The sequence below is a fragment of the Enterobacter sp. DN genome (assembly GCF_046054285.1).
Taxonomy (GTDB): domain Bacteria; phylum Pseudomonadota; class Gammaproteobacteria; order Enterobacterales; family Enterobacteriaceae; genus Enterobacter; species Enterobacter hormaechei_C.
Window position 1 is genome coordinate 509301 of sequence record NZ_JBJJTG010000001.1, and the last position, 20182, is coordinate 529482.

General features: G+C 59.6%; 14 protein-coding genes. 5 read left to right on the plus strand and 9 right to left on the minus strand.

Annotated features, from left to right (window positions below):
* Window positions 1-42: 42 nt before the first annotated feature.
* Window positions 43-1440 carry a NarK family nitrate/nitrite MFS transporter gene (locus tag ACJTMZ_RS02380; protein ID WP_017384245.1) on the minus strand — a complete coding sequence of 466 codons (1398 nt, stop codon included), beginning with the start codon at window positions 1438-1440 and terminating at the stop codon, window positions 43-45.
* A 309-nt stretch (window positions 1441-1749) separates the two neighbouring features.
* Between ACJTMZ_RS02380 and narX the strand changes: the two genes are divergently transcribed.
* Window positions 1750-3546 carry a nitrate/nitrite two-component system sensor histidine kinase NarX gene (narX, locus tag ACJTMZ_RS02385; RefSeq protein WP_032669674.1) on the plus strand — a complete coding sequence of 599 codons (1797 nt, stop codon included), beginning with the start codon at window positions 1750-1752 and terminating at the stop codon, window positions 3544-3546.
* On the plus strand, window positions 3539-4189 hold the full coding sequence (gene narL, locus ACJTMZ_RS02390; RefSeq protein WP_003856701.1) for a two-component system response regulator NarL: 651 nt from the start codon (window positions 3539-3541) through the stop codon (window positions 4187-4189). Before narX ends, narL begins: the two co-directional genes overlap by 8 nt.
* A gap of 1 nt (window position 4190) precedes the next feature.
* On the opposite strand, the gene ACJTMZ_RS02395 is transcribed toward narL, so the two are convergent.
* The 7 genes from ACJTMZ_RS02395 to nasR form a co-directional block, all read right to left on the minus strand.
* Entirely contained in the window at window positions 4191-5609 is a 1419-nt protein-coding gene (locus ACJTMZ_RS02395; protein ID WP_017384247.1) for a YchO/YchP family invasin, read from the minus strand.
* A 174-nt stretch (window positions 5610-5783) separates the two neighbouring features.
* The gene (locus ACJTMZ_RS02400) at window positions 5784-8261 is read right to left on the minus strand and encodes a molybdopterin-dependent oxidoreductase (protein ID WP_252010646.1); all 2478 of its coding nucleotides are present in this window, start codon (window positions 8259-8261) and stop codon (window positions 5784-5786) included.
* A complete protein-coding gene (gene nirB / locus ACJTMZ_RS02405; RefSeq protein ID WP_252010647.1) occupies window positions 8258-12244 on the minus strand; it encodes a nitrite reductase large subunit NirB in 3987 nt (1328 codons plus the stop codon). Before nirB ends, ACJTMZ_RS02400 begins: the two co-directional genes overlap by 4 nt.
* A gap of 12 nt (window positions 12245-12256) precedes the next feature.
* Window positions 12257-13045 carry an ABC transporter ATP-binding protein gene (locus tag ACJTMZ_RS02410; protein ID WP_015570359.1) on the minus strand — a complete coding sequence of 263 codons (789 nt, stop codon included), beginning with the start codon at window positions 13043-13045 and terminating at the stop codon, window positions 12257-12259.
* A 9-nt stretch (window positions 13046-13054) separates the two neighbouring features.
* On the minus strand, window positions 13055-13933 hold the full coding sequence (ntrB, locus tag ACJTMZ_RS02415) for a nitrate ABC transporter permease (protein ID WP_015570358.1): 879 nt from the start codon (window positions 13931-13933) through the stop codon (window positions 13055-13057).
* Window positions 13934-13935: 2 nt separating this feature from the next.
* Window positions 13936-15183 (minus strand): CmpA/NrtA family ABC transporter substrate-binding protein, encoded by a 1248-nt coding sequence (locus tag ACJTMZ_RS02420; protein ID WP_126340111.1) that lies wholly within the window; start codon window positions 15181-15183, stop codon window positions 13936-13938.
* 227 nt (window positions 15184-15410) lie between these two features.
* Window positions 15411-16583 carry a nitrate regulatory protein NasR gene (gene nasR / locus ACJTMZ_RS02425; protein ID WP_032671626.1) on the minus strand — a complete coding sequence of 391 codons (1173 nt, stop codon included), beginning with the start codon at window positions 16581-16583 and terminating at the stop codon, window positions 15411-15413.
* A 73-nt stretch (window positions 16584-16656) separates the two neighbouring features.
* On the opposite strand from nasR, the gene ACJTMZ_RS02430 reads away from it, so the two are divergent.
* The 3 genes from ACJTMZ_RS02430 to ACJTMZ_RS02440 all read left to right on the plus strand — a co-directional run bounded on the left by ACJTMZ_RS02430 (window position 16657) and on the right by ACJTMZ_RS02440 (window position 19335).
* Entirely contained in the window at window positions 16657-17010 is a 354-nt protein-coding gene (locus ACJTMZ_RS02430) for a DsrE/DsrF/TusD sulfur relay family protein (RefSeq protein ID WP_015570354.1), read from the plus strand.
* Window positions 17011-17116: 106 nt separating this feature from the next.
* Window positions 17117-18901, plus strand: coding sequence for a methyl-accepting chemotaxis protein (locus ACJTMZ_RS02435; RefSeq protein ID WP_047365554.1), 1785 nt, complete (start codon window positions 17117-17119; stop codon window positions 18899-18901).
* 194 nt (window positions 18902-19095) lie between these two features.
* Complete coding sequence (locus ACJTMZ_RS02440) at window positions 19096-19335, plus strand: hypothetical protein (protein WP_015570352.1); 240 nt, start codon at window positions 19096-19098, stop codon at window positions 19333-19335.
* Between the two features lie 30 nt (window positions 19336-19365).
* On the opposite strand, the gene ACJTMZ_RS02445 is transcribed toward ACJTMZ_RS02440, so the two are convergent.
* Window positions 19366-20061, minus strand: coding sequence for a gamma-glutamylcyclotransferase (locus ACJTMZ_RS02445; RefSeq protein ID WP_017384255.1), 696 nt, complete (start codon window positions 20059-20061; stop codon window positions 19366-19368).
* Window positions 20062-20182: the final 121 nt, after the last annotated feature.

The following is a 20182-nucleotide window of genomic DNA, read 5'->3' on the forward strand; positions in this document are numbered from 1 at the left end:
AAAAAAGCGCGGCACTCAGGCCGCGCAAACGGATAATCAAGCTTACTTGTTTTTCTTGGTATTACGGCCATATACCAGCCACGTGATGACCACGCAGGCGATATAGAAGACGAGGAATACCTTCATCGCACCCGCCGGAGAGCCGGTCAGATCCAGTGAGATACCGAACGCTTTTGGAATAAAGAAGCCGCCAATCGCGCCAATCGCAGAGATAAACCCAAGCGCCGCAGCGGTATCGGTAGCAGCTTCACGCATTGCCTGCTCGTCGCTCCCGCCCTGCGCTTTCACGCGGTCCATGGTCAGCTTGCGGAAGATGACAGAGATCATCTGGAAAGTAGACGCACTGCCCAGCCCGGCGGTCAGGAACAGCACCATGAAGACGCCGAAGAAGGCAAAGAAGTTACCCCCCTCACCACCCGCAGGCAGCGTCAGGAACAGCAGCGCACAGAAGATGGCCATCACAACAAAGTTCACCAGCGTAACGCGCGTTCCCCCCAGACGGTCGGAGATCATCCCGCCCAGCGAACGTGCCAGCGCGCCAATAAACGGACCGAAGAAGGCAAACTGAAGGATCTGCACGTCCGGGAACTGGGTTTTAGACAGCATGGCAAAGCCTGCTGAGAAACCGATGAACGAGCCGAAGGTCGCCAGATACAGAAGCGCCATCACCCACAGGTGGCCACGCTTCAGCACCGGCAGCTGCTCGCTCAGTGACGCTTTGGACGCGGACAGATCGTTCATGAAGAACCACGCCGCCAGGGTAAAGACCACCAGGAACGGTACCCAAATCCAGGAGGCGTTTTGCAGGAACAGCACGGAACCGTCGGGCTGCGTCACACCGCCGCCGCCAAAGGCCGCAAAGATGGAGACAGAGATCGCCAGCGGGGCAATCAGCTGCATCACGCTCACGCCCATATTACCGAGGCCGCCGTTAATGCCCAGCGCACCACCCTGCTTCGCTTTCGGGAAGAAGAAGCTGATGTTTGCCATACTGGACGCAAAGTTCGCCCCCGCAAAACCGCACAGCAGAGAGATAATCACGAATACGCTAAACGGTGTGGAGGTATCCTGCACCGCAAAACCGAGCCACACGCACGGTACGATCATGATCCCGGTACTGAAAGCCGTCCAGCGACGACCACCAAAGACCGGCACCATAAACGCGTAAGGAACGCGCAGCAGTGCGCCTGAAAGCGACGGCAACGCGGTCAACATAAACAGCTGATCGGTAGTAAAGGTAAAGCCCACTTTTGGAAGGTTAACCGCAACCGCACTAAACAACATCCAGACGCAAAACGCCAGTAACAGACATGGAACGGAAATCCACAGATTACGACTTGCTACACGGTGGCCGCGCTGTTGCCAGAACGCCGGATCCTCTGGACGCCAGTCTGTAATAACGGCACCAGTTTCCCTTTCGGGAGCGGAAGAGTGACTCATAGACACCTCTGATTCTCGAATGATGCTGCAAACATTAGGGCTTTAGAGCGGCGGTAAGTTGATATAAATCAAAGGAAAAGTGGGAGGTTTTGCGGCGAAAAAAAAGCCATCACTCTTAATGAGTAGATGCAAAACGTAAAAAAGGTGTGGTTTTTCACGGTGCTGACGCATCCCTGCTTCGTCCACCCACTAACCGTTACCCCTCTGGCAATTTAGAGGTAATCCTTTATTGGTATGGGTATACTCCAGGGTATGCACCAGAATAGCGCCATTCCTGCAATCAGGTCACGTCAGGAGCCCGGCAACTCTATGTTAAAAAGATGTTTATCTCCGCTGACGCTGGTTAACCAGCTGGCGCTTATTGTTCTGCTGTCCACCGCTATCGGCGTGACCGGCATGGCTATTTCTGGCTGGCTGGTACAGGGTGTACAGGGTAACGCGCATGCCATCAACGAGGCAGGCTCGCTACGTATGCAGAGTTACCGGCTGCTGGCGTCGGTGCCGCTGACGCAGGCTGACCAACCGCTTATCGACGAAATGGAGCGTACCGCATTCAGCCCTGAACTGGAAAGAGCCGCCATCCGTGACGGTCAGCAATCTCAGCTTAAGGCGCTTCAGGGCTACTGGCATACCCAGCTGGAGCCTGGGTTAAAGCGGGCGGAAGACCGGGAAACGGTCGCCCGGGACGTCGCCGGGTTTGTGTCACGCATCGATCATCTTGTCTCCTCATTCGATCGCACCACAGAGTTACGCATTGACCGTGTGGTGATGGTTCACCGCGCAATGGCGCTGTTTATGGGTTTGCTGCTGATTTTCACGGTTATCTGGCTGCGCGCGCGGTTGCTTAACCCCTGGAAACAGCTCCTGGCGATGGCCCGCGCCGTCACACAGCGCGATTTTACCCAGCGCACGCACATCAGCGGGCGCAACGAAATGGCGATGCTCGGCGAGGCGCTCAACACCATGTCGGCAGAGCTATCAGAAAGCTACGCGGTACTGGAACAACGCGTCCAGGAGAAAACCGCCGGGCTTGAGCAGAAAAACGAGATCCTCTCTTTCCTCTGGCAGGCGAACCGTCGCCTGCATATGCAGGTCCCGCTTTGCGAACGTCTCTCGCCGGTACTGAACGGCCTGCAAAATCTGACTCTGCTCCGCGATCTTGAGCTTCGGGTTTACGACGTTGAGGATGAGGAAAACCATCAGGAATTTACCTGTCAGTCGGACATCTCCTGCGACGATAAAGGGTGTCATCTGTGCCCGCGCGGCTTGCCGCCACTTACCACCAGCGGCACGACCCTCAAGTGGCGGCTGATGGACAGCCATACCCAGTACGGTATTTTGCTGGCCACCCTGCCCGCCGGACGTCACCTGAGCCACGACCAGCAGCAGCTGGTCGATACGCTTGTTGAGCAGCTCACGGCCACGCTGGCGCTCGACCGCCACCAGGAGAAACAGCAGCAGCTGATCGTGATGGAGGAGCGTGCCACCATCGCCCGCGAGCTGCACGACTCCATCGCCCAGTCCCTCTCCTGCATGAAGATGCAGGTGAGCTGCCTGCAAATGCAGGATGAAGGCATGCCCGAGAGCAGCAAACAGCTGCTCAGCCAGATCCGCAACGAGCTTAACACCTCGTGGATTCAGCTTCGCGAGCTGCTGACCACCTTCCGTTTGCAGCTCACCGAGCCGGGGCTGCGCCCTGCGCTGGAATCCAGCTGTCAGGAGTTTAGCGCCCGGCTGGGCTTCCCGGTGAAGCTGGATTACCAGCTGCCACCGCGTTTTGTCCCCTCTCACCAGGCGATCCACTTGCTGCAAATTGCCCGCGAAGCCCTGAGCAACGTGCTCAAGCATGCCGAGGCGACGGCCGTCACGGTCACCGTCAGCTGCCAGGATAATCAGGTGAAGCTCAGGGTTCAGGATAACGGCCGCGGCGTGCCGGAAAATGCCGAACGAACGAACCACTATGGTTTAATTATTATGCGAGACCGCGCGCAAAGCCTGCGCGGTGATTGCCAGGTTCGCCGGGGAGAGTCAGGTGGCACCGAAGTTGTGGTCACCTTTATACCCGAAAAGCCCCTCATAACTGCTCAAGGAGAAAACCATGACTAATCAGGAACCGGCATCTATCCTGTTGATTGACGATCATCCGATGCTGCGCACTGGCGTTAAACAGCTTGTCAGCATGGCGCCAGATATCACCGTCGTCGGGGAAGCCAGTAACGGCGAACAGGGTATTGAACTTGCCGAATCGCTCGATCCTGATTTGATCTTGCTCGATCTCAACATGCCGGGCATGAATGGCCTGGAAACCCTCGACAAGCTGCGGGAGAAATCCCTCTCTGGCCGGGTGGTGGTCTTCAGCGTCTCAAACCATGAAGAAGACGTGGTCACCGCCCTCAAGCGAGGGGCAGACGGCTATCTGCTGAAAGATATGGAGCCGGAAGATCTGCTCAAGGCGCTGCAACAGGCTGCCGCAGGCGAGATGGTGCTGAGTGAAGCGTTAACGCCGGTACTGGCCGCCAGCCTGCGTGCGAACCGCGCCACGTCTGATCGTGACGTCAGCCAGTTGACCCCGCGCGAGCGTGACATTCTGAAGCTGATTGCCCAGGGGCTGCCGAACAAAATGATCGCCCGCCGTCTGGACATCACCGAGAGCACGGTCAAAGTGCATGTCAAACACATGCTGAAAAAAATGAAGTTAAAATCCCGCGTCGAAGCCGCCGTCTGGGTGCATCAGGAGCGCATTTTTTAACTTACTCATCCGGCAGCAACTTCCACCGTGGATCGTCGGCAGGCATTGCGACGAGCGGTTGCACCACGGAAAGCGTGATCTCATTGGAGGAGACACGCTGCCCATCCTTATCTTCCACCACGGCCGTAAGCCGCCATGTATTTTTCGCCCCTTCCGAATCATCCCATGCAGGCATGATCACACTCCAGCCATCGCTGCTGTTGCCGTTTGCCGGTGAGGTCAGGCTGAGCGCTTGGGTATCACCCAGCCAGTGGATCTGCCGGATACCGTGCGTGCTGCGAATTTGCAGCTTCAGCATCACCGTTTCGCCTGGCTTAAGATCCCACGGCGGCGTGGCCAGATATACCGAGAGGGTTTTGCGCTGACGGAATTCCATCACGGGCAGATTATCGCGATCGGGTGAATCATAGCGGCTGCCCCGCAGCGAGCGCGTCGCCGCCACTTCCCCGGCGGAAAGCTGTTTCGCCAGCGGCACGCCAAAACGATAGTTGAGCTTCAGCCCGAGGTTATTCTGGCTAACGCCGCTCTCCCCCTGCTTATGGGCAGCCGTCAGGGTGACCAGCGGTACGGGGGTATAGTTCAGCCCCAGGTTGACCGCAACCGGGTTGTGATACCCCGTACCGCTGTTAAACAGATCGACGTTATCGCCAAAATACTGTTCAAAGCTGACGCTGGTGTTGAGGTGGTGAAACCAGGGAAGCCAGGCTTTGGCCGTTACGTCGTATCCGCGCGCCATGCGCTGCTCGCGGATGTCGGAACGCGGCTGCCAGCCAGCGAACGGCTGGTAGTAATTGGCCGACAGGCGCAGGTTTTCACCCCACGCCTCTGCGCCCAGCCCGGCACGTTGCAGGTTGTCTTCCAGCAGGTTGTCGTAAAAAGTGTTGTAGCCCAGCAGCCAGTTTCCGGCAACCCAGCGCTGACCTGCCCCGACGTTACTCACCAGCCCGTCTGTCTGCTGCGTCAGCCCAAGCTGGCTCCAGCTCAGATAGCGGGTGTTGTCGTTCCAGGGGATAAACCAGCTTCCGCTGCTGCCGTTAAAGTTGCCGTCGTCATCCACCAGCACATTGACGTTGGCGTTTCCCCAGGGTGAAAGCCAGGATTCAATCTGCTCGTTGACTTCCCCGCTCACGGCATCCCGCACCTTGCCAAACGCGAACTGTCGCGCCTGCTGCCCGGCCGTCAGGCCGTTATCGGTCATACTGGCTTCACCGAAGGCCTTAGCCATTTCAGCCAGATGCTTTTCGCCTTCGCTGGTCGGTTGCGCCATGCCGAGATCCGGCAGACTATCGCCGTTGTTATCAAACGGATTTTGCGCCTGCTGCACGAAGGATTTCGGCGCACCATGAACGGCTCCAGCCGTAAAAAGGGGGAGTAACAGCAAAAAACGGATGCGGGACGATACAGCCTTCAACGTCGTCAATCAGAACCTGTGTTTATGAACAAACACTTATTATGTTAACGCCATAAGCCCTGAAAACCAGTCTTAAGAGAAATTTCAGGAATATCCTGAAAAGATTTGTCGGGTGGCGTCTTCGCCTTACCCGACCTACAAATTCGTACCGGTGCGAAGCCGCCACCCGACGCCCTTACACTATTATCCCAACAGCGCTTTCAGCTCCGGCACGCAGGAACCACAGTTCGTGCCGCAGCGCAGCTTCACGCCCAGCGCTGGGGCAGAATCACAGCCTCCGGCTATTGCCTTACGTATCGTATTTTCACCCACGCTGAAGCAGCTACAGATAATTCGCCCGGGATCGGCATCTTCGTCCGGCCGTTGCCCGTGCAGCAGCGCATGGCGTTCAGCAAGTTGGACGGGCGCAGCAGCAAAGGCTTCTTCAATAAACGCATGCGCCAGCGCCGGCAGCGTATGGCCCTCCCAGTAGCCCAGCATCAGCTCACCGTGATGCCAGGCGAGCACGCTGCTGCGTTCTCCCGTCTGTGCCACCTGTAACTGCCAGCCCCGACCGCTGGCGTACGCCATGATCCACGACAGCAACGGCTGCTCCCCCGCCACCGTCAGACGTGAGGCTTTACGCCACCAGCAGACCGACGGCGGCAGCGCTGGCAGCTCGCGGGCATACAGTTCACCCTGCCAGGCGGGTAGCCAGGGCATGATCCTCACCGCGGTTTGTTTACTCTCCGGCTGGCCGGACCCGGCATCAACCCGCCCTTCCACCAGCGCATTGACCTTACCCTGGCGGGCAAATTGCGCGTTCCAGTGCATCGGCGCAAACAGCTCGCCTGCACGCTGCGCGGTGGAGATACGTACTCTGGCAACCATCACTCCGCGCGGGGAGCTTACCCGCGCCAGCTGGCCGTCAGTCAGCCCGGCGCGCGCCGCATCGGTTGCGTTCATCTCAACAAAAGGCTCATCGATATGCTGCATCAGACGCGGAACATACCCCGTGCGCGTCATGGTGTGCCACTGATCGCGGATCCGCCCGGTATTCAGTATCAAGGGGTACAATTCGTCGACGCCTGCCCCATGCGGGGAGGGGTCAACCGGAACAAGCGTTCTTTGCGGGAAATCACCGGCATGCCACTGATACGGCGCCAGCTCGTCCCACGCCTCTCGCGACAGCGACGCCAGTTCGCGCAGGTTTAGCGCCCGTTCGCCGTTATTTTCAAACGCCGTTAGCGCCGCATGTTCACAAAATATCTCCTGAGGGTGTTCCCAGGCGAAGGCATCGCCATAACCGAGCTGGTCTGCGATCCGGGCGATGATCCACCAGTCCGGTCTGGCCTCGCCCGGCGCAGGCAGAAAGGCGCGCTGGCGGGAGATACGGCGTTCTGAATTGGTCACCGTGCCGTTTTTCTCGCCCCAGCCCAGGGCGGGAAAACGGATATGGGCAAACCGGCTGGTGTCCGTCTCCTGCATCACCTCAGATATCATGACCAGCGGGCAGGCCGCCAGAGCCTGGCACACCGCGTGGCTGTCGGGAAGTGACACGGCAGGGTTGGTACCCATGATCCACACCGCCTTCACCTCGCCGCGGGCAATAGCGTCAAACAGTTCCACCGCCATCAGGCCCGGGGTCTGCGCCAGCCGTTCCGTTCCCCAGAAACGCGCCACGCGCGCGAGATCGTCCGGCTCGAAGTTCATGTGCGCCGCCAGCTGATTCGCCAGTCCCCCCACTTCCCGCCCGCCCATGGCATTTGGTTGTCCGGTCAGCGAAAACGGGCCGCAGCCAGGACGGTTGAACTTTCCGCTGGCAAGATGCACGTTAATGATGGCGTTGCACTTGTCGCTGCCGCTGGAGGACTGGTTGATCCCCATGGTGTAGAGCGTGATCGCGCGTGGCGCGGTGACAAACCAGTCGTAGAAGGTGCCAATCTCGTCTGAAGGCAGATCGCAAAACGCCGCCACGCGAGGGATCGGCCACTCGCCGCGCCCCTGAATCAGATTGAGCAACCCCACAAACAGCCCGGCGTCACTGCCGGGTCTGAGCGCGAGGTGGAGATCGGCGATATCGCAGGTGGCGGTTTTACGCGGATCGATCACGACCACTTTCATCTGCGGATTGTTGTGTTTTGCCTGCACCAGCCGCTGATACAGCACCGGATGCGTCCAGGCCGCGTTCGAGCCAACGAGTACCACCAGATCGCTGTTTTCCACGTCCTCGTAGCTGCACGGCACCACGTCTTCACCGAAGGCGCGTTTGTAGCCCACCACCGCCGATGACATGCACAGCCGCGAGTTGGTATCAATGTTCGCCGCCCCGATAAAGCCTTTCATCAGCTTATTGGCGGCATAGTAATCCTCGGTCAACAGCTGGCCGGAGGCATAAAACGCCACCGCCTGCGGCCCCCATTCGTTGATGATGTTCCGCAGCCGCTCGCCCGCTTCGCCCAGCGCCTGCGGCCATGCCACCTCCCGGCCATCGACAACCGGGCGCAGCAGGCGTCCCTGTAGCCCCGTGTTTTCCCCGAGGGCAGATCCTTTTACGCACAGACGACCGAAATTCGCCGGATGAGTTTCATCCCCCCGAATGCTCACCTTTTCACCGTCTGCGCTGGCGACCACGCCGCAGCCCACCCCGCAGTAAGGGCACGTTGTCCGGGTTTCCGTCATGAGGCCTCCGCACGCATCACCAGCTCTTCATTTCCAACCCACACCTTGCCGTTTTCAATTTTTACCGGCCAGGCACGCACCGCAGGCGCCCCGCTCTCAGCCTGACACCCGTCGCGCAGACGAATACGTTGCTTGTAGAGCGGCGAGATCACCACCGGTTCCCCCGCCGCATCGCCGAGGATGCCGCGTGAGAGCACGTTCGCGCGGCTGCCCGGCTCCCGATCGTCGAGGGCATAAACGGTTTTGCCAAAGCGGAACAACGCAATCGGTTTGCGCCCAAGATGCGCGCCAATGCCCGCCTGCTCAGGGATCTCGTCGATATTACAAATTTCCTGCCAGCGCTTGTTCTCCTCCGCGGCGGGGACGTTCACCGCGGTTCGGAACAGCGCCAGGCGGTCAGGATCGTTAAGGGTGGTTTGCCATTCGCACTGGTAGGTCTCCACCACCCGGGCCATCTCCTGCTCCAGCTCGTGGGCGATCCCCAGGCTGTCGTTGAGGATCACCTCGCGCAGATAGTCGAGGCCGCCTTCCAGGTTATCCATCCAGGTACTGGTACGTTGCAGACGATCTGCCGTGCGGATGTAGAACATCAGGAAACGGTCAACGGTGCGGATCAGCGTTTCGTCGTCCAGATCGCTGGCGAAGAGATCCGCGTGGCGCGGCTTCATCCCGCCGTTGCCGCACAGATAGAGGTTCCAGCCTTTGTCCGTGGCAATCACCCCTACGTCTTTGCTCTGCGCCTCTGCGCATTCACGGGTACAGCCGGAGACCGCCATTTTGATTTTGTGCGGCGCGCGCAGCCCCTTGTAGCGGTGCTCCAGCCTGACCGCGAGGCCGGTGGAATCCTGCACGCCGTAGCGGCACCAGGTCGACCCGACGCAGGATTTCACCGTGCGCAGGGATTTCCCGTAAGCATGTCCGGTCTCAAACCCGGCCTCTACCAGCGCCTGCCAGATTTCCGGCAACTGTTCGAGCGTGGCGCCAAACAGGTCAATACGCTGCCCGCCGGTAATTTTGCTGTAAAGGCTATAGCGTTTCGCGATCTGGCCGATGGCGATCAGCCCGTCGGCGGTCACTTCACCCGCAGGCATCCGCGGGACGATGGAGTAGGTTCCGTCCTTCTGAATATTGGCGAAATAGCGGTCGTTGGTGTCCTGCAACGGCAGATGCGCCGGTTTCAGCAGATACTCGTTCCAGCAGGAAGCCAATACCGATCCCACCAGCGGCTTACAGATCTCGCACCCATGCCCCTGACCGTAGCGGCTGATAAGCTGGTCGAAGGTGCGGATATGGTTGACGCGCACCAGGTGGTAAATCTCCTGACGCGAGTACGGGAAGTGTTCGCAGATATCCTTTTTCACCTCCACGCCCTGCTCTGCAAGCTGGAACTCCATCACCTGCTTCACCAGCGCGCTACAGCCTCCGCAGCCGGTCGCGGCTTTGGTGCACTGCTTAATGGCGCCGATATCCGTTGCGCCCGCGCTTACCGCCTGGCAGATATCCCCTTTGCTGACGTTATGACACGAACAGATCTGCGCGCTTTCCGGCAGCGCCGCCACGCCCAGCGCTTTCGGCGCGCTGCCTGACGATACGGGTAAGATCAGCGTTTCCGGCTCTTTTGGCAGGCTGATGCCGTTGAGCATCATCTGCACCAGCGTGGCGTATTCGCTGGCATCGCCCACCAGCACGCCACCCAGCAGGGTTTTGCTGTCGTGGCTGACCACAATCTTTTTGTAGATTTGCTGCGGCCCGTGCGTCCACTGGTAGCTCAGCGCGCCCGGCGTGCGCCCGTGGGCATCGCCAAACGACGCCACATCCACGCCCAGCAACTTGAGTTTGGTACTCATATCTGCGCCGGTGAAGCGCTTCTCCTCACCCGCCAGCACAGCGGCGGCCACGCGCGCCATCTGGTAGCCCGGTGCCACCAGGCCAAAGATTTTCCCCTCCCACAGCGCGCATTCCCCGATGGCAAGCACATCCGGATCGGAGGTCCGGCAGCCGTCGTCAATGCAGATCCCGCCGCGCTCGCCGACAGCCAGCCCGCTGCTGCGCGCCAGCGCGTCCTGCGGCCGAATACCAGCAGAGAAGACCACCATGTCCGTTTCCAGCTGTTCACCATCGGCAAAGCGCAGCACCAGCCCGTCGTCTGCGGTGGCAATCTCCGTCGTCGATTTACTGGTGTGTACCCCTACGCCCAGCGCCTCAATTTTCTTACGCAGCATTGCCGCGCCGTCGCTGTCGAGCTGCACCGCCATCAGGTTAGGCGCAAACTCCACCACGTGGGTTTCCAGCCCGAGCTGCTTAAGCGCATTCGCCGCCTCCAGCCCCAGCAGGCCGCCGCCAATCACCACACCGCGGCGAGAGCCTGCCGCATGGGCCGCAATGTTGTCCAGATCGTCGAGGGTGCGGTAGACAAAACAACCCGGCAGATCGTTGCCCGGAACGGGTGGTACGAACGGGTACGAGCCGGTCGCCAGCACCAGCTTGTCCCAGTGAGTCTCATGGCCACTGGCGGTACGCACTACGTGTGCATCACGATCGATAGCGACGATCTGCTGCGAGAGGCGCAGCTCAATGCCGTTATCGGCAAAGAACGCCCCCGCCACCAGCGAGAGCGAGTCCGCGCTGCGTCCGCCAAAATATTCCGACAGATGCACGCGGTCATAGGCCGCATAGCGCTCTTCGCCAAAAACAATAATCTGATATTGCTGATGCAAATTGCGGTTAACGCAGTCTTCGAGGAAATGATGGCCGACCATACCGTGCCCAACCACCACCAGAGTAGGTTTTGTCATAGCGTTCTGTCCTGCAACCTGCGGTTGCGTTGTGAAACGATCGAACAGCCAGTCCGCGTGGGCGGGCGCAGCCGTTGCCAGTAAATCGGTAAAGGTTGCCGCGCTGCGGCAGTCACCCATCAGCAGCACGCCAGCCAGCGCCCCCTGATGGATCAGTAAACGTCGATAGTGACGGGTCAGCGGGTCCCATGAACTCCAGACCACATCGTCCGCCTGCGCCGTCGCGCGTCCGAGGCTGAACAGCGCCACGCCGGTCACCTTAAGGCGCACGCCGTTGTCGGTCAGGGTAAACGGCGCGGTGACCTCCCCGGCCAGCCGCGCGGCAAGAATATCCGCCTGCGCCAGACAGGGGGCGACCAGGCCAAACGTCTGGCCGTCAATTTCGCAGCACTCGCCGATGGCGTAGATATCCGGCACGGAGGTTTGCATCTGCTGATCCACCACGATGCCGCGCGCGCAGCGAATGCCGCTGGCTTTTGCCAGCGCGACGTTGGGCTGTACACCCGTAGCCAGCACCACGCGCGTGGCGGCGATGCGGCGTCCGTCAAGCAACGTCACGGCATCGTCAGTGATGGCCGTGATGCCGGAGGCGAGTTCACAGCGTACGCCCCGCTTCGCCAGCGCCTCGTCAAGCAGCAGTCCCGCCTGCTGATCCAGCTGCTGTTCCATCAGCCACGTGCCGCGATGGATAATCGTGACGTTGTCACCGTTTCGCGCCAGCGCTGCCGCTGCCTCCACGCCGAGTACGCCGCCGCCCAGCACTACCGCCGGTCCGGAGATATTCCGGATGGCGCGGGTCTCTGCCAGGGTGCGAAAGGTGAACACATGCGGCGCATCGCCCCCGGGGATCGGCGGCACTACAGGGGTAGACCCGGTGGCAAACACCAGCGCATCCCAGCCCAGCGTGCGAGCAGAGGTATGCACTTCACGCGCGTTGACGTCTACTGCGAGCGCCTTTTCTCCTCGCAGCACCGTCACGTCTCGTGCCGTGTACCAGTCTTCATCGTGCAGACAGATGTGCTCCGCCTGCTTTTCACCACCCAGCACCGGTGAAAGCTGGATGCGGTTGTACGCCTGCTCAGGCTCGTCACCGATGACGGTGACAGCGAAACGACCGGGAACACGCCCGGTGAGCGACGCAATCAGCCGGGTTGCCGCCATACCATTACCGATAATGACCAGTCGCATCGTGCCCCCTCATTACGCCGCTTTCGGCTGTTTTTCGTAGAGGAAATGGAGGATCTGCTGGCGCATGTGGTGATAGCGGCTGTCATCCGCCAGCTGCACCCGGTTGCGCGGGCGCGGCAGATCGACGCGCAGGATCTCACCCACGGTGGCCGCCGGGCCGTTGGTCATCATCAGTACGCGGTCAGAGAGCAGTACCGCCTCGTCCACATCGTGGGTGATGAGCACGATGGTGGTGTTCAGCGCCTGCTGGATCTGCATCACCGAGTCCTGAAGATGGGCACGCGTCAGCGCATCGAGCGCACCAAACGGCTCATCCATCAGCAGCACTTTCGGCTTCATTGCCAGCGCCCGGGCAATCCCGACGCGCTGCTTCATACCGCCGGAGATCTCCCCGGGGCGCTTATGCAGCGCGTGGCCCATCTGCACCCGGTCGAGGTTGTGCTCAATCCACGCTTTGCGCTCGGCCTTACTCATGGTGTGACGGAAGACCTGATCCACCGCCAGCGCCACGTTGTCGAAGCAGGTCAGCCACGGCAGCAGCGAATGGTTCTGGAACACCACCGCGCGCTCGGGCCCCGGCCCGGCGATTTCGCGGTTGTCGCAAATCAGCCCGCCTTCCGTCGGCAGCGTGATCCCGGCGATCAGGTTTAACAGCGTCGACTTGCCGCAGCCGGAGTGACCAATCAGACTGACGGTTTCGCCCTCGTGGATATCAAAAGAGACGTTTTGCAGCGCCAGAAACTCGCCGCTGGCGGTGGAAAAACGCTGGCTCACGGCCTGGACCTGAATTAACGGTTTCATCTTCACTCCTTATTTTTCCTGCCAGCTAAAGCGACGGGCGATCAGCATCAGCCCCTGCTCCAGCAGCAACCCGACCACGCCAATGATGACGATGGCGATGAGAATGTTTTCGACGTTGAGGTTGTTCCACTCATTCCAGATCCAGAATCCAATGCCTAAACCTCCGGTGAGCATCTCGGCGGCGACAATCACCAGCCAGGCAATGCCAATGGAAAGACGTACCCCGGTCAGCACCGCAGGCAGCACGGCGGGGAAAAGAATGCGGCGCATGATGGTCCACTCTGAGAGTTGCAACACCCGGGCCACGTTGAGGTAGTCCTGCGGAATACGGCGTACCCCTTCAGCGGTGTTGATCACCATCGGCCAGATGGAGCAGATAAAAATGGTCCAGCTCGATGCAGGCTCCGCTTTCTGGAACAGCAGCAGGCCGATAGGCAGCCAGGCCAGCGGGCTGACCGGACGCAGGAGCGCGATCAGCGGGTTGAACATGCGCGAGAAAAAGGTGAAGCGGCCAATCAAAAAGCCCAGCGGAATGCCCGCCATCGCTGCCAGACCGAAGCCGATGGCGACGCGCTGCAACGACGCCAGCACGTTCCAGCCAATGCCCATATCGTTTGGCCCGTCGCGATAAAACGGATCGGCAAACAGGGTCATGGCCGAATCAAGCGTGCTGAGCGGCGTCGGAAAGCCTTTACTGTTTATCGCCGCCAGCTGCCAGAGCACCACCAGCAGGCCGAGACCGAGCAGCGCCGGGATGACGCGCTGTAAAAAATCATTCATCCGACGCGTAAACGCTGGCGTACGACGGCGAACCTGTAGCGGAGGCAGGACAATCACTTCCCCGCTCTCTGACGTCTCTTGTGGTTTTGTATTTTGCAGATGCTGCATACTCAGGCCCCTTTACGGTGAATGGCGAAGCGGTTGGCGTACCCTTCCGGATCGGTGCCGTTCCAGACGGTGCCGTCCATCAGGGTGCTGCTGCGATACGGTGATGACGGTGTGGACATGCCGCCCACGGCGGTCGCGGCATCCTGCCAGACCGCGGTCTGGTTAATGCGCTGTGCAATGCCCGCGTAATCTGGCGCGGCGTTGAGCAAGCCCCAGCGGCGGAACTGGGTTAAGAACCACATGCCGTCGGAGAGATACGGATAGCTCACGGCACCCTCGTTGAAGAAACGGATCGGGTACGCATCCTGCCAGCGCTGACCGACCCCGTTGTCGTACTCGCCGAGCATGCGTCCGGTGAGATACTGTTCCTTGCAGTTGAGCCAGGCGCGGCGCGAGAGGATCTGCGCGGTTTCGCGTTTGTTTTCCGCTGACGCCTCGATCCAGCGCGCGGCTTCCATCACGGCGCTCACCAGCGCCCGTGCGGTGTGCGGATTTTTCGCCACCCAGTCGCGTCGGGTGCCGAGGATTTTTTCCGGGTGATCGGCCCAGATGGACTGCGACGTGGCGGCGGTAAACCCGATTCGGTCGTTAATCGCCCGCGCGTTCCACGGCTCGCCGACGCAAAACCCGACCATGTTGCCAATGCGCATGTTCATCACCATCTGCGGCGGCGGCACCACCACGGTGCGCACGTCGTCAAACGGGTTAATCCCCGCGCTGGCCAGCCAGTAGTAGAGCCACATGGCGTGCGTTCCCGTCGGGAAGGTATGCGCGAAGGTGTAGGTTCCCGGCGCCTGCTGCGCAATCAGCTTTTTCAGCCCGTCGAGGTCACGAACGCCCTTCTCCGCCAGATCGCTGGAGAGCGTAATGGCCTGACCGTTCTGGTTGAGGGTCATCAGGTTCGCCATCTGCTGCGGCTTGCCCGCGATACCCAGCTCCAGACCGTACAGCAGGCCGTAAAGAATGTGCGCAGCGTCCAGCTCGCCCGCCACCAGCTTGTCGCGCACCGCCGCCCAGCTCGCCTCCTTGGTAGGTACAATGGTAATGCCGTGTTTTTTATCGAACCCTTTCAGGGCCGCGATAACCACGGGTGCGCAGTCGGTCAGGGGGATAAACCCGATACGCACGGTATCCTGCTCCGGCTTATCTGACCCCGCCGCCCATGCGGCCTGCATGACACCCGGCAACAGCATCGCACCACTCGCCAGCATGCTGGCCTGCAATAACCGCCGTCTCGACAAATCCGCCATAATTGCTCCTGAAAAAAGGCAAAAAAAAGCGCCCGACGGTGCTGAAGCACCGCTGGACGCCTTTATCCCGAAGACGCATGCACCGCCGTTGGCGCATCGTCGAAAATGGTTAATCTGTTAATGCAAAGGTAATGCCAGCTTTTCATCCCCGGCGTTACGGGGTTTCTGCAAGAAGAGCGCTGTTTTACGCACCTCAATCAGGCATAAAATGCCCACTGACTGTGCAACTACTCCCCAGGGGGTATCTTCCACAGATTTTTCACCGTAAGCAGCGCACGGGCGATATCCACCATGCGTTGGTTTTTATCCATCGCCATTTTGCGCAGCGCGGTCCACGCCTGCTCCTCGCTCATGTTCTGGTGCGTCATCAGCACGCTTTTGGCTTTGTCGATGGTCTTACGCTCCTCCAGCGTGTCGCGCAGGGAAGCAAGCTGACGGGAGAGTTGCTCAATTTCACGCGCCTGCTGGCGCACCAGCGGCAGCAGCGGTTTATCCGGAAATCGCGCCAGGATATCGTCGTGTTCATCGTCTGAGTGCAGGTTTTCGCTATAGCGGCGCTCCTCAACCGCCGTCATCAGATCGGCAATTGCCACCTCCTCCAGCGTGCGCAGGTGCTCAAGGCGCGTGGTTTGCAGGGCAAACCATTTGAGGGCGGTATCGCCGTTATCTGCCGGAGGCTGGCGGGTGCACGCTTCACGCCTGAGTTTTTCAGTCTCCAGACCCGGCTGGCAGTTGAGGATAAACGTCTCCTGCACGTCTGGAGTGCAATGGGAGATAAAAACCTCAAAGCAGGCCTGCTGGCCATCAATGCGATCCACCAGCCGCTGGCGGGTTTCATCGTCAAAGAATCCCTGGGTGAAACCAATAGCCCCCAGCGCCCGCTCTTGTCCCACAAGTTCTTTGCCCTGCATCAGGCTGTAAAGGGCCACAAATCGGCCCGCGATGTGCGGATCGTCAATGCTGTCGCTGAGTTGAGGTACGATACTGAGCAAATGACGCAGTATGCGGCTGTAGTGTTCCATCGCCTGCGGCGCGGTGACGCGTTGACCTGTAACGCCATCACGCAGCACCGTTAGCGTCTCAAGGCCGTGCAGTGCGCTGGCAATACGTTCGCACAGGGCGCTGCCCGGCAGCGGTTCGTTAAACAGACGGTGCAATGCGGCGAGGTTTTCATCCACCAGGGCCCTGCTGGCCTTGCATTCAGGCGCGTACAATTTGCCCTGCGAGCAGAGCCAGACATTTGACGCACCGCGCTCGCACTGTAGCATATGCACCAGTCGACTGATGCCGTTCACCAGTGCGCCCAGCTGCGCCAGTCTGCCGAGCTGTTCCTCGCGCAACATTCTCGCACGCTGGAACCATTCGGTTGCGCCAGGGGAACTGCCAGCCACTATCGTCATCGTTTCTCTCCCCGATACGTATTCTTCGGTACGAGAAGCAATATTCGTGCCTTTTCAAAGAACAGGAGTCAACATGCAGAAGATTGTGATCGTCGCCAACGGTGCGGCCTACGGCAGTGAATCCCTTTTTAACAGCCTGCGCCTGGCAATCGCGCTGCGCGATAAGGAGAGTGAGCTGGAGCTGCGCCTCTTTTTGATGTCCGATGCCGTCACGGCCGGGCTGAAGGGGCAGAAACCCGCAGAGGGCTACAACATTCAACAAATGCTGGAGATCCTGACCGCGCAAAACGTTCCGGTCAAACTGTGCAAAACCTGTACCGACGGGCGCGGCATTACCGGGCTGCCGCTGATTGATGGCGTGGAAATTGGTACGCTGGTGGAGCTGGCTGAATGGACGCTTTCCGCCGATAAAGTATTAACTTTTTAATAATAACCCGCTAAAAATATTATTTTCTTATGGACGCGGTTTCAGCATCAAGTTTACCTGCACCGTTGCCGATAGGCATGGAAACAACACAGCAGGTATTACACTTATGTTCAGATCCATTCGCGCCCGCATCATTGCCGCGACGACAGGCTGTCTGGTCGTCGCCCTTCTTCTTAATACCATTATCAACTTTCAGGTCACGCGCCAGGATAATCAGCAGTCGCAGCGCGATATTCTGACCAGCACCAGCGCCAGCCACAACATGGCGATTGCCGACTGGGTGAACAACAAAATGACCGTCATCACCTCGGCGCAGCCAGTCGCGCTCAGCGACGATCCGGTTCCGGTGTTTAAACAGCTTGCGCTGGCGGGTGGATTCACCAACGTCTACGTGGGTTATGCCAGCAAAACGGCTAAATTTTCTGACCCAACCGGGGTACCCGCTGATTACGATCCCACCCTTCGCCCGTGGTATCAGCAGGCCGTCAGCGCTGATGGCCCGGTAGTGACTGCACCCTATGTGGACGCGGGCACCGGGAAACTGGTGGTGACGTTCGCGGTACCGGTTAAAGAGCAAGGCGCCCTGAAAGCAGTGGTGGCGGGCGATGTGGCGATGGACAGCGTGGTGGCTAACGTGCGCGGTATTCACCCGACTCCGGCCAGCAGCGGACTGCTTCTGGACAGCAACGGCACCGTTATTGCCGGCAGCGATCCTGCGCTGACGCTTAAGCCTTTTACGGAGACGATCAAAGGGACCGATTTTGCCCCCCTGAAAAGCGGCAACCTGGTTGACGGAACGTTTAACGGACGCGAAAAAACGTTCCTGGCCACCGCCGTACCGGGGACGCACTGGCTGCTGGTTGTGGCGCTCGATAACGGCGATGCCACCGCCGGGATGCGGTCATTGCTAAAAGCATCTGCACTGTCTCTGGCGATCCTCGCCCTGCTGAGCGGAGCCCTCATGCACCTCCTGATTGCCCGCCTGCTTAAGCGGCTGTCCGGTATCCGTGACGCGATGAACAGCATTGCCAACGGTACTAACGATCTGTCGCAGCGTCTGCCGGATAAGGGGGGCGATGAAGTGGCGCAAATTGCGCAGGCGTTTAACGCCTTCAGCGATAAGCTTTCTGTGGTGATGGTCCAGCTGCGTGATGCCAGCGCCTCAGTGAAAAACGCCGCGCATGAGATTGCGGCAGGTAATCAGGATCTTTCCGGGCGTACCGAGCAGGCGGCATCAAGCCTTCGCGAAACCGCCAGCGCCGTGGAAGAGATCACGGCCTCCGTTACGCAGTCAAACGAGTCGGCAGCAGAAGCGAACGAACAGGCGAGCAAGGCCTCAGCCGCCGCATCCCGCGGAGGCGACGTCGTCGCTCAGGCCATCAGCACCATGCAGTCCATCGAACTGGCTTCCGCGAAAATCGGCGATATCACCAGCGTCATTGACGGCATCGCCTTCCAGACCAATATTCTGGCGCTTAACGCCTCGGTGGAAGCGGCGCGTGCCGGGGAGCAAGGCCGTGGGTTCGCGGTCGTTGCGGGGGAAGTACGTAACCTGGCCAGCCGCAGTGCTCAGGCGGCGAAGGAGATCAAATCCCTTATTGATTCCACCACCGAAAGCGTTGCAACCGGCTCCCGGTTTGTGCACCTTGCGGGCGACAGCATGGATGAGATCCGCGCCAGCGTCGGGAGCGTGTCAGGCATTATGCGTGAAATATCCATTGCCACCCGCGAGCAGATGAAAGGGATCCATGAGATTAACCACGCGGTGACTCACCTGGATCGCATGGTGCAGCAGAACGCCGAACTTGTTGTACAGTCTGCTGCGGCGGCCAGCGCGCTGCAAAGCCAGGCAGGCGACCTTGCTGAGACCGCTGGCCATTTCCGCATATAATTTTTCCCGGGCGCGCGTTAAGCAGGGTAAACGCGCGTCCGCTGAAAGGTTTCAGGGATTTTGTCATTTTTGTTTAATCGTTGCGCCATTTTTTGATCGAAATCAGCATCCCACCCCTGCCCCTTTGGTGTTATGCAATGAGTAAATTGTGAACAACATCACGCTCGGGATGGGCAAAAACGACGGGGTATAAAATGGCACGAGTTAAAACGAGTCTGAAACTGTTTGGCGGGGATACGGTAGTGGTGCGTTGCTCAGAGCGTTGCCGCATCCATCTGATGAGTACAAAAGGACAGAAGCAATCGCAGGCAGATATCCTTACCGTCCAGGACGATAAGGCCTGGCTGACGGTGCCTTACACCGGCACCTGGGATGTGCTGATCGACAGCCACAGCCAGTCGCTCGAACATTCCGTAAGTTACGTGGCGGCATAACCGTAAACGCCCGGTCAGCCGGGCGTATTATCAGGCAAAACCCGGCCGCAGCGTATTGCTGAGCGGGTTCCCTTCCAGCAGCGCTTTCACCTTCACCACCAGCTCACTCAGACAGTCGTCCTGCATACCGAGACGCGTCAGCTCCTGATCGAGCGAGAAAAGGTACTGGGCGTTAGTGCCCAGCGGTCCGCTGGCGGCGGCAATCAGCGGGGCAATCACCTGGGTTCGGGTATCGGCTTCATACAGCGGGTGGCGCGGATCCATAATGAACACCAGCGCGTTGACGGTGCGCCCGTCATCCAGTTCCAGCTTGCACCAGCTGGGCATATAGCAGCCCGTGATCATCTCGCGCTTCCACAGCAGCGTCAGCTCATCTTCCAGCGTGGTATCCGGCAGCCGGTATGCCACGCCCGTGGTGCGCCCGCCCTCTTTTAGTGCAAGCATGCGGCCAGGCTGACAGGCGCTGCCACGTCCGGCGGTCAGGCGCAAACAAAAGGCGCGGTGCCACCCAGGCAGCGTTCCGGTTGCTGATTCAACAAATTCGAGCGCCGGGTTCCACATCAGCGAGCCGTAACCAAAGATCCAGACCGGGCCATCATCCGGGCGGCAGGCCAGCGTTGCCGCAAGCGACGCCGCACGTTGTTCAGCCGACCACAGAAGCGATTCCTCAATAGCACCAAATGCCGTCTTACAATCTGCCTTCATCAAGAAATCACGCGTTAACACATTCCACCTCCGCCACTGCATGCTTCCTTGCGACATCTGTAATTCGCCTTCCCGGCATTCTGTGCTGTTCATTTTAACAGCAGTTGAGCAACGATAAGCAATTCGCGGGCCAGATGCAATA

Bases quoted from the DNA above. Each gene is read 5' to 3' on its own strand.
- ACJTMZ_RS02380 (WP_017384245.1), bottom strand. From the start codon at position 1,440: ATGAGTCACTCTTCCGCTCCCGAAAGGGAAACTGGTGCCGTTATTACA.
- narX (WP_032669674.1), top strand. From the start codon at position 1,750: ATGTTAAAAAGATGTTTATCTCCGCTGACGCTGGTTAACCAGCTGGCG.
- narL (WP_003856701.1), top strand. From the start codon at position 3,539: ATGACTAATCAGGAACCGGCATCTATCCTGTTGATTGACGATCATCCG.
- ACJTMZ_RS02400 (WP_252010646.1), bottom strand. From the start codon at position 8,261: ATGACGGAAACCCGGACAACGTGCCCTTACTGCGGGGTGGGCTGCGGC.
- nirB (WP_252010647.1), bottom strand. From the start codon at position 12,244: ATGCGACTGGTCATTATCGGTAATGGTATGGCGGCAACCCGGCTGATT.
- ACJTMZ_RS02410 (WP_015570359.1), bottom strand. From the start codon at position 13,045: ATGAAACCGTTAATTCAGGTCCAGGCCGTGAGCCAGCGTTTTTCCACC.
- ntrB (WP_015570358.1), bottom strand. From the start codon at position 13,933: ATGCAGCATCTGCAAAATACAAAACCACAAGAGACGTCAGAGAGCGGG.
- ACJTMZ_RS02420 (WP_126340111.1), bottom strand. From the start codon at position 15,183: ATGGCGGATTTGTCGAGACGGCGGTTATTGCAGGCCAGCATGCTGGCG.
- nasR (WP_032671626.1), bottom strand. From the start codon at position 16,583: ATGACGATAGTGGCTGGCAGTTCCCCTGGCGCAACCGAATGGTTCCAG.
- ACJTMZ_RS02430 (WP_015570354.1), top strand. From the start codon at position 16,657: ATGCAGAAGATTGTGATCGTCGCCAACGGTGCGGCCTACGGCAGTGAA.
- ACJTMZ_RS02435 (WP_047365554.1), top strand. From the start codon at position 17,117: ATGTTCAGATCCATTCGCGCCCGCATCATTGCCGCGACGACAGGCTGT.
- ACJTMZ_RS02440 (WP_015570352.1), top strand. From the start codon at position 19,096: ATGGCACGAGTTAAAACGAGTCTGAAACTGTTTGGCGGGGATACGGTA.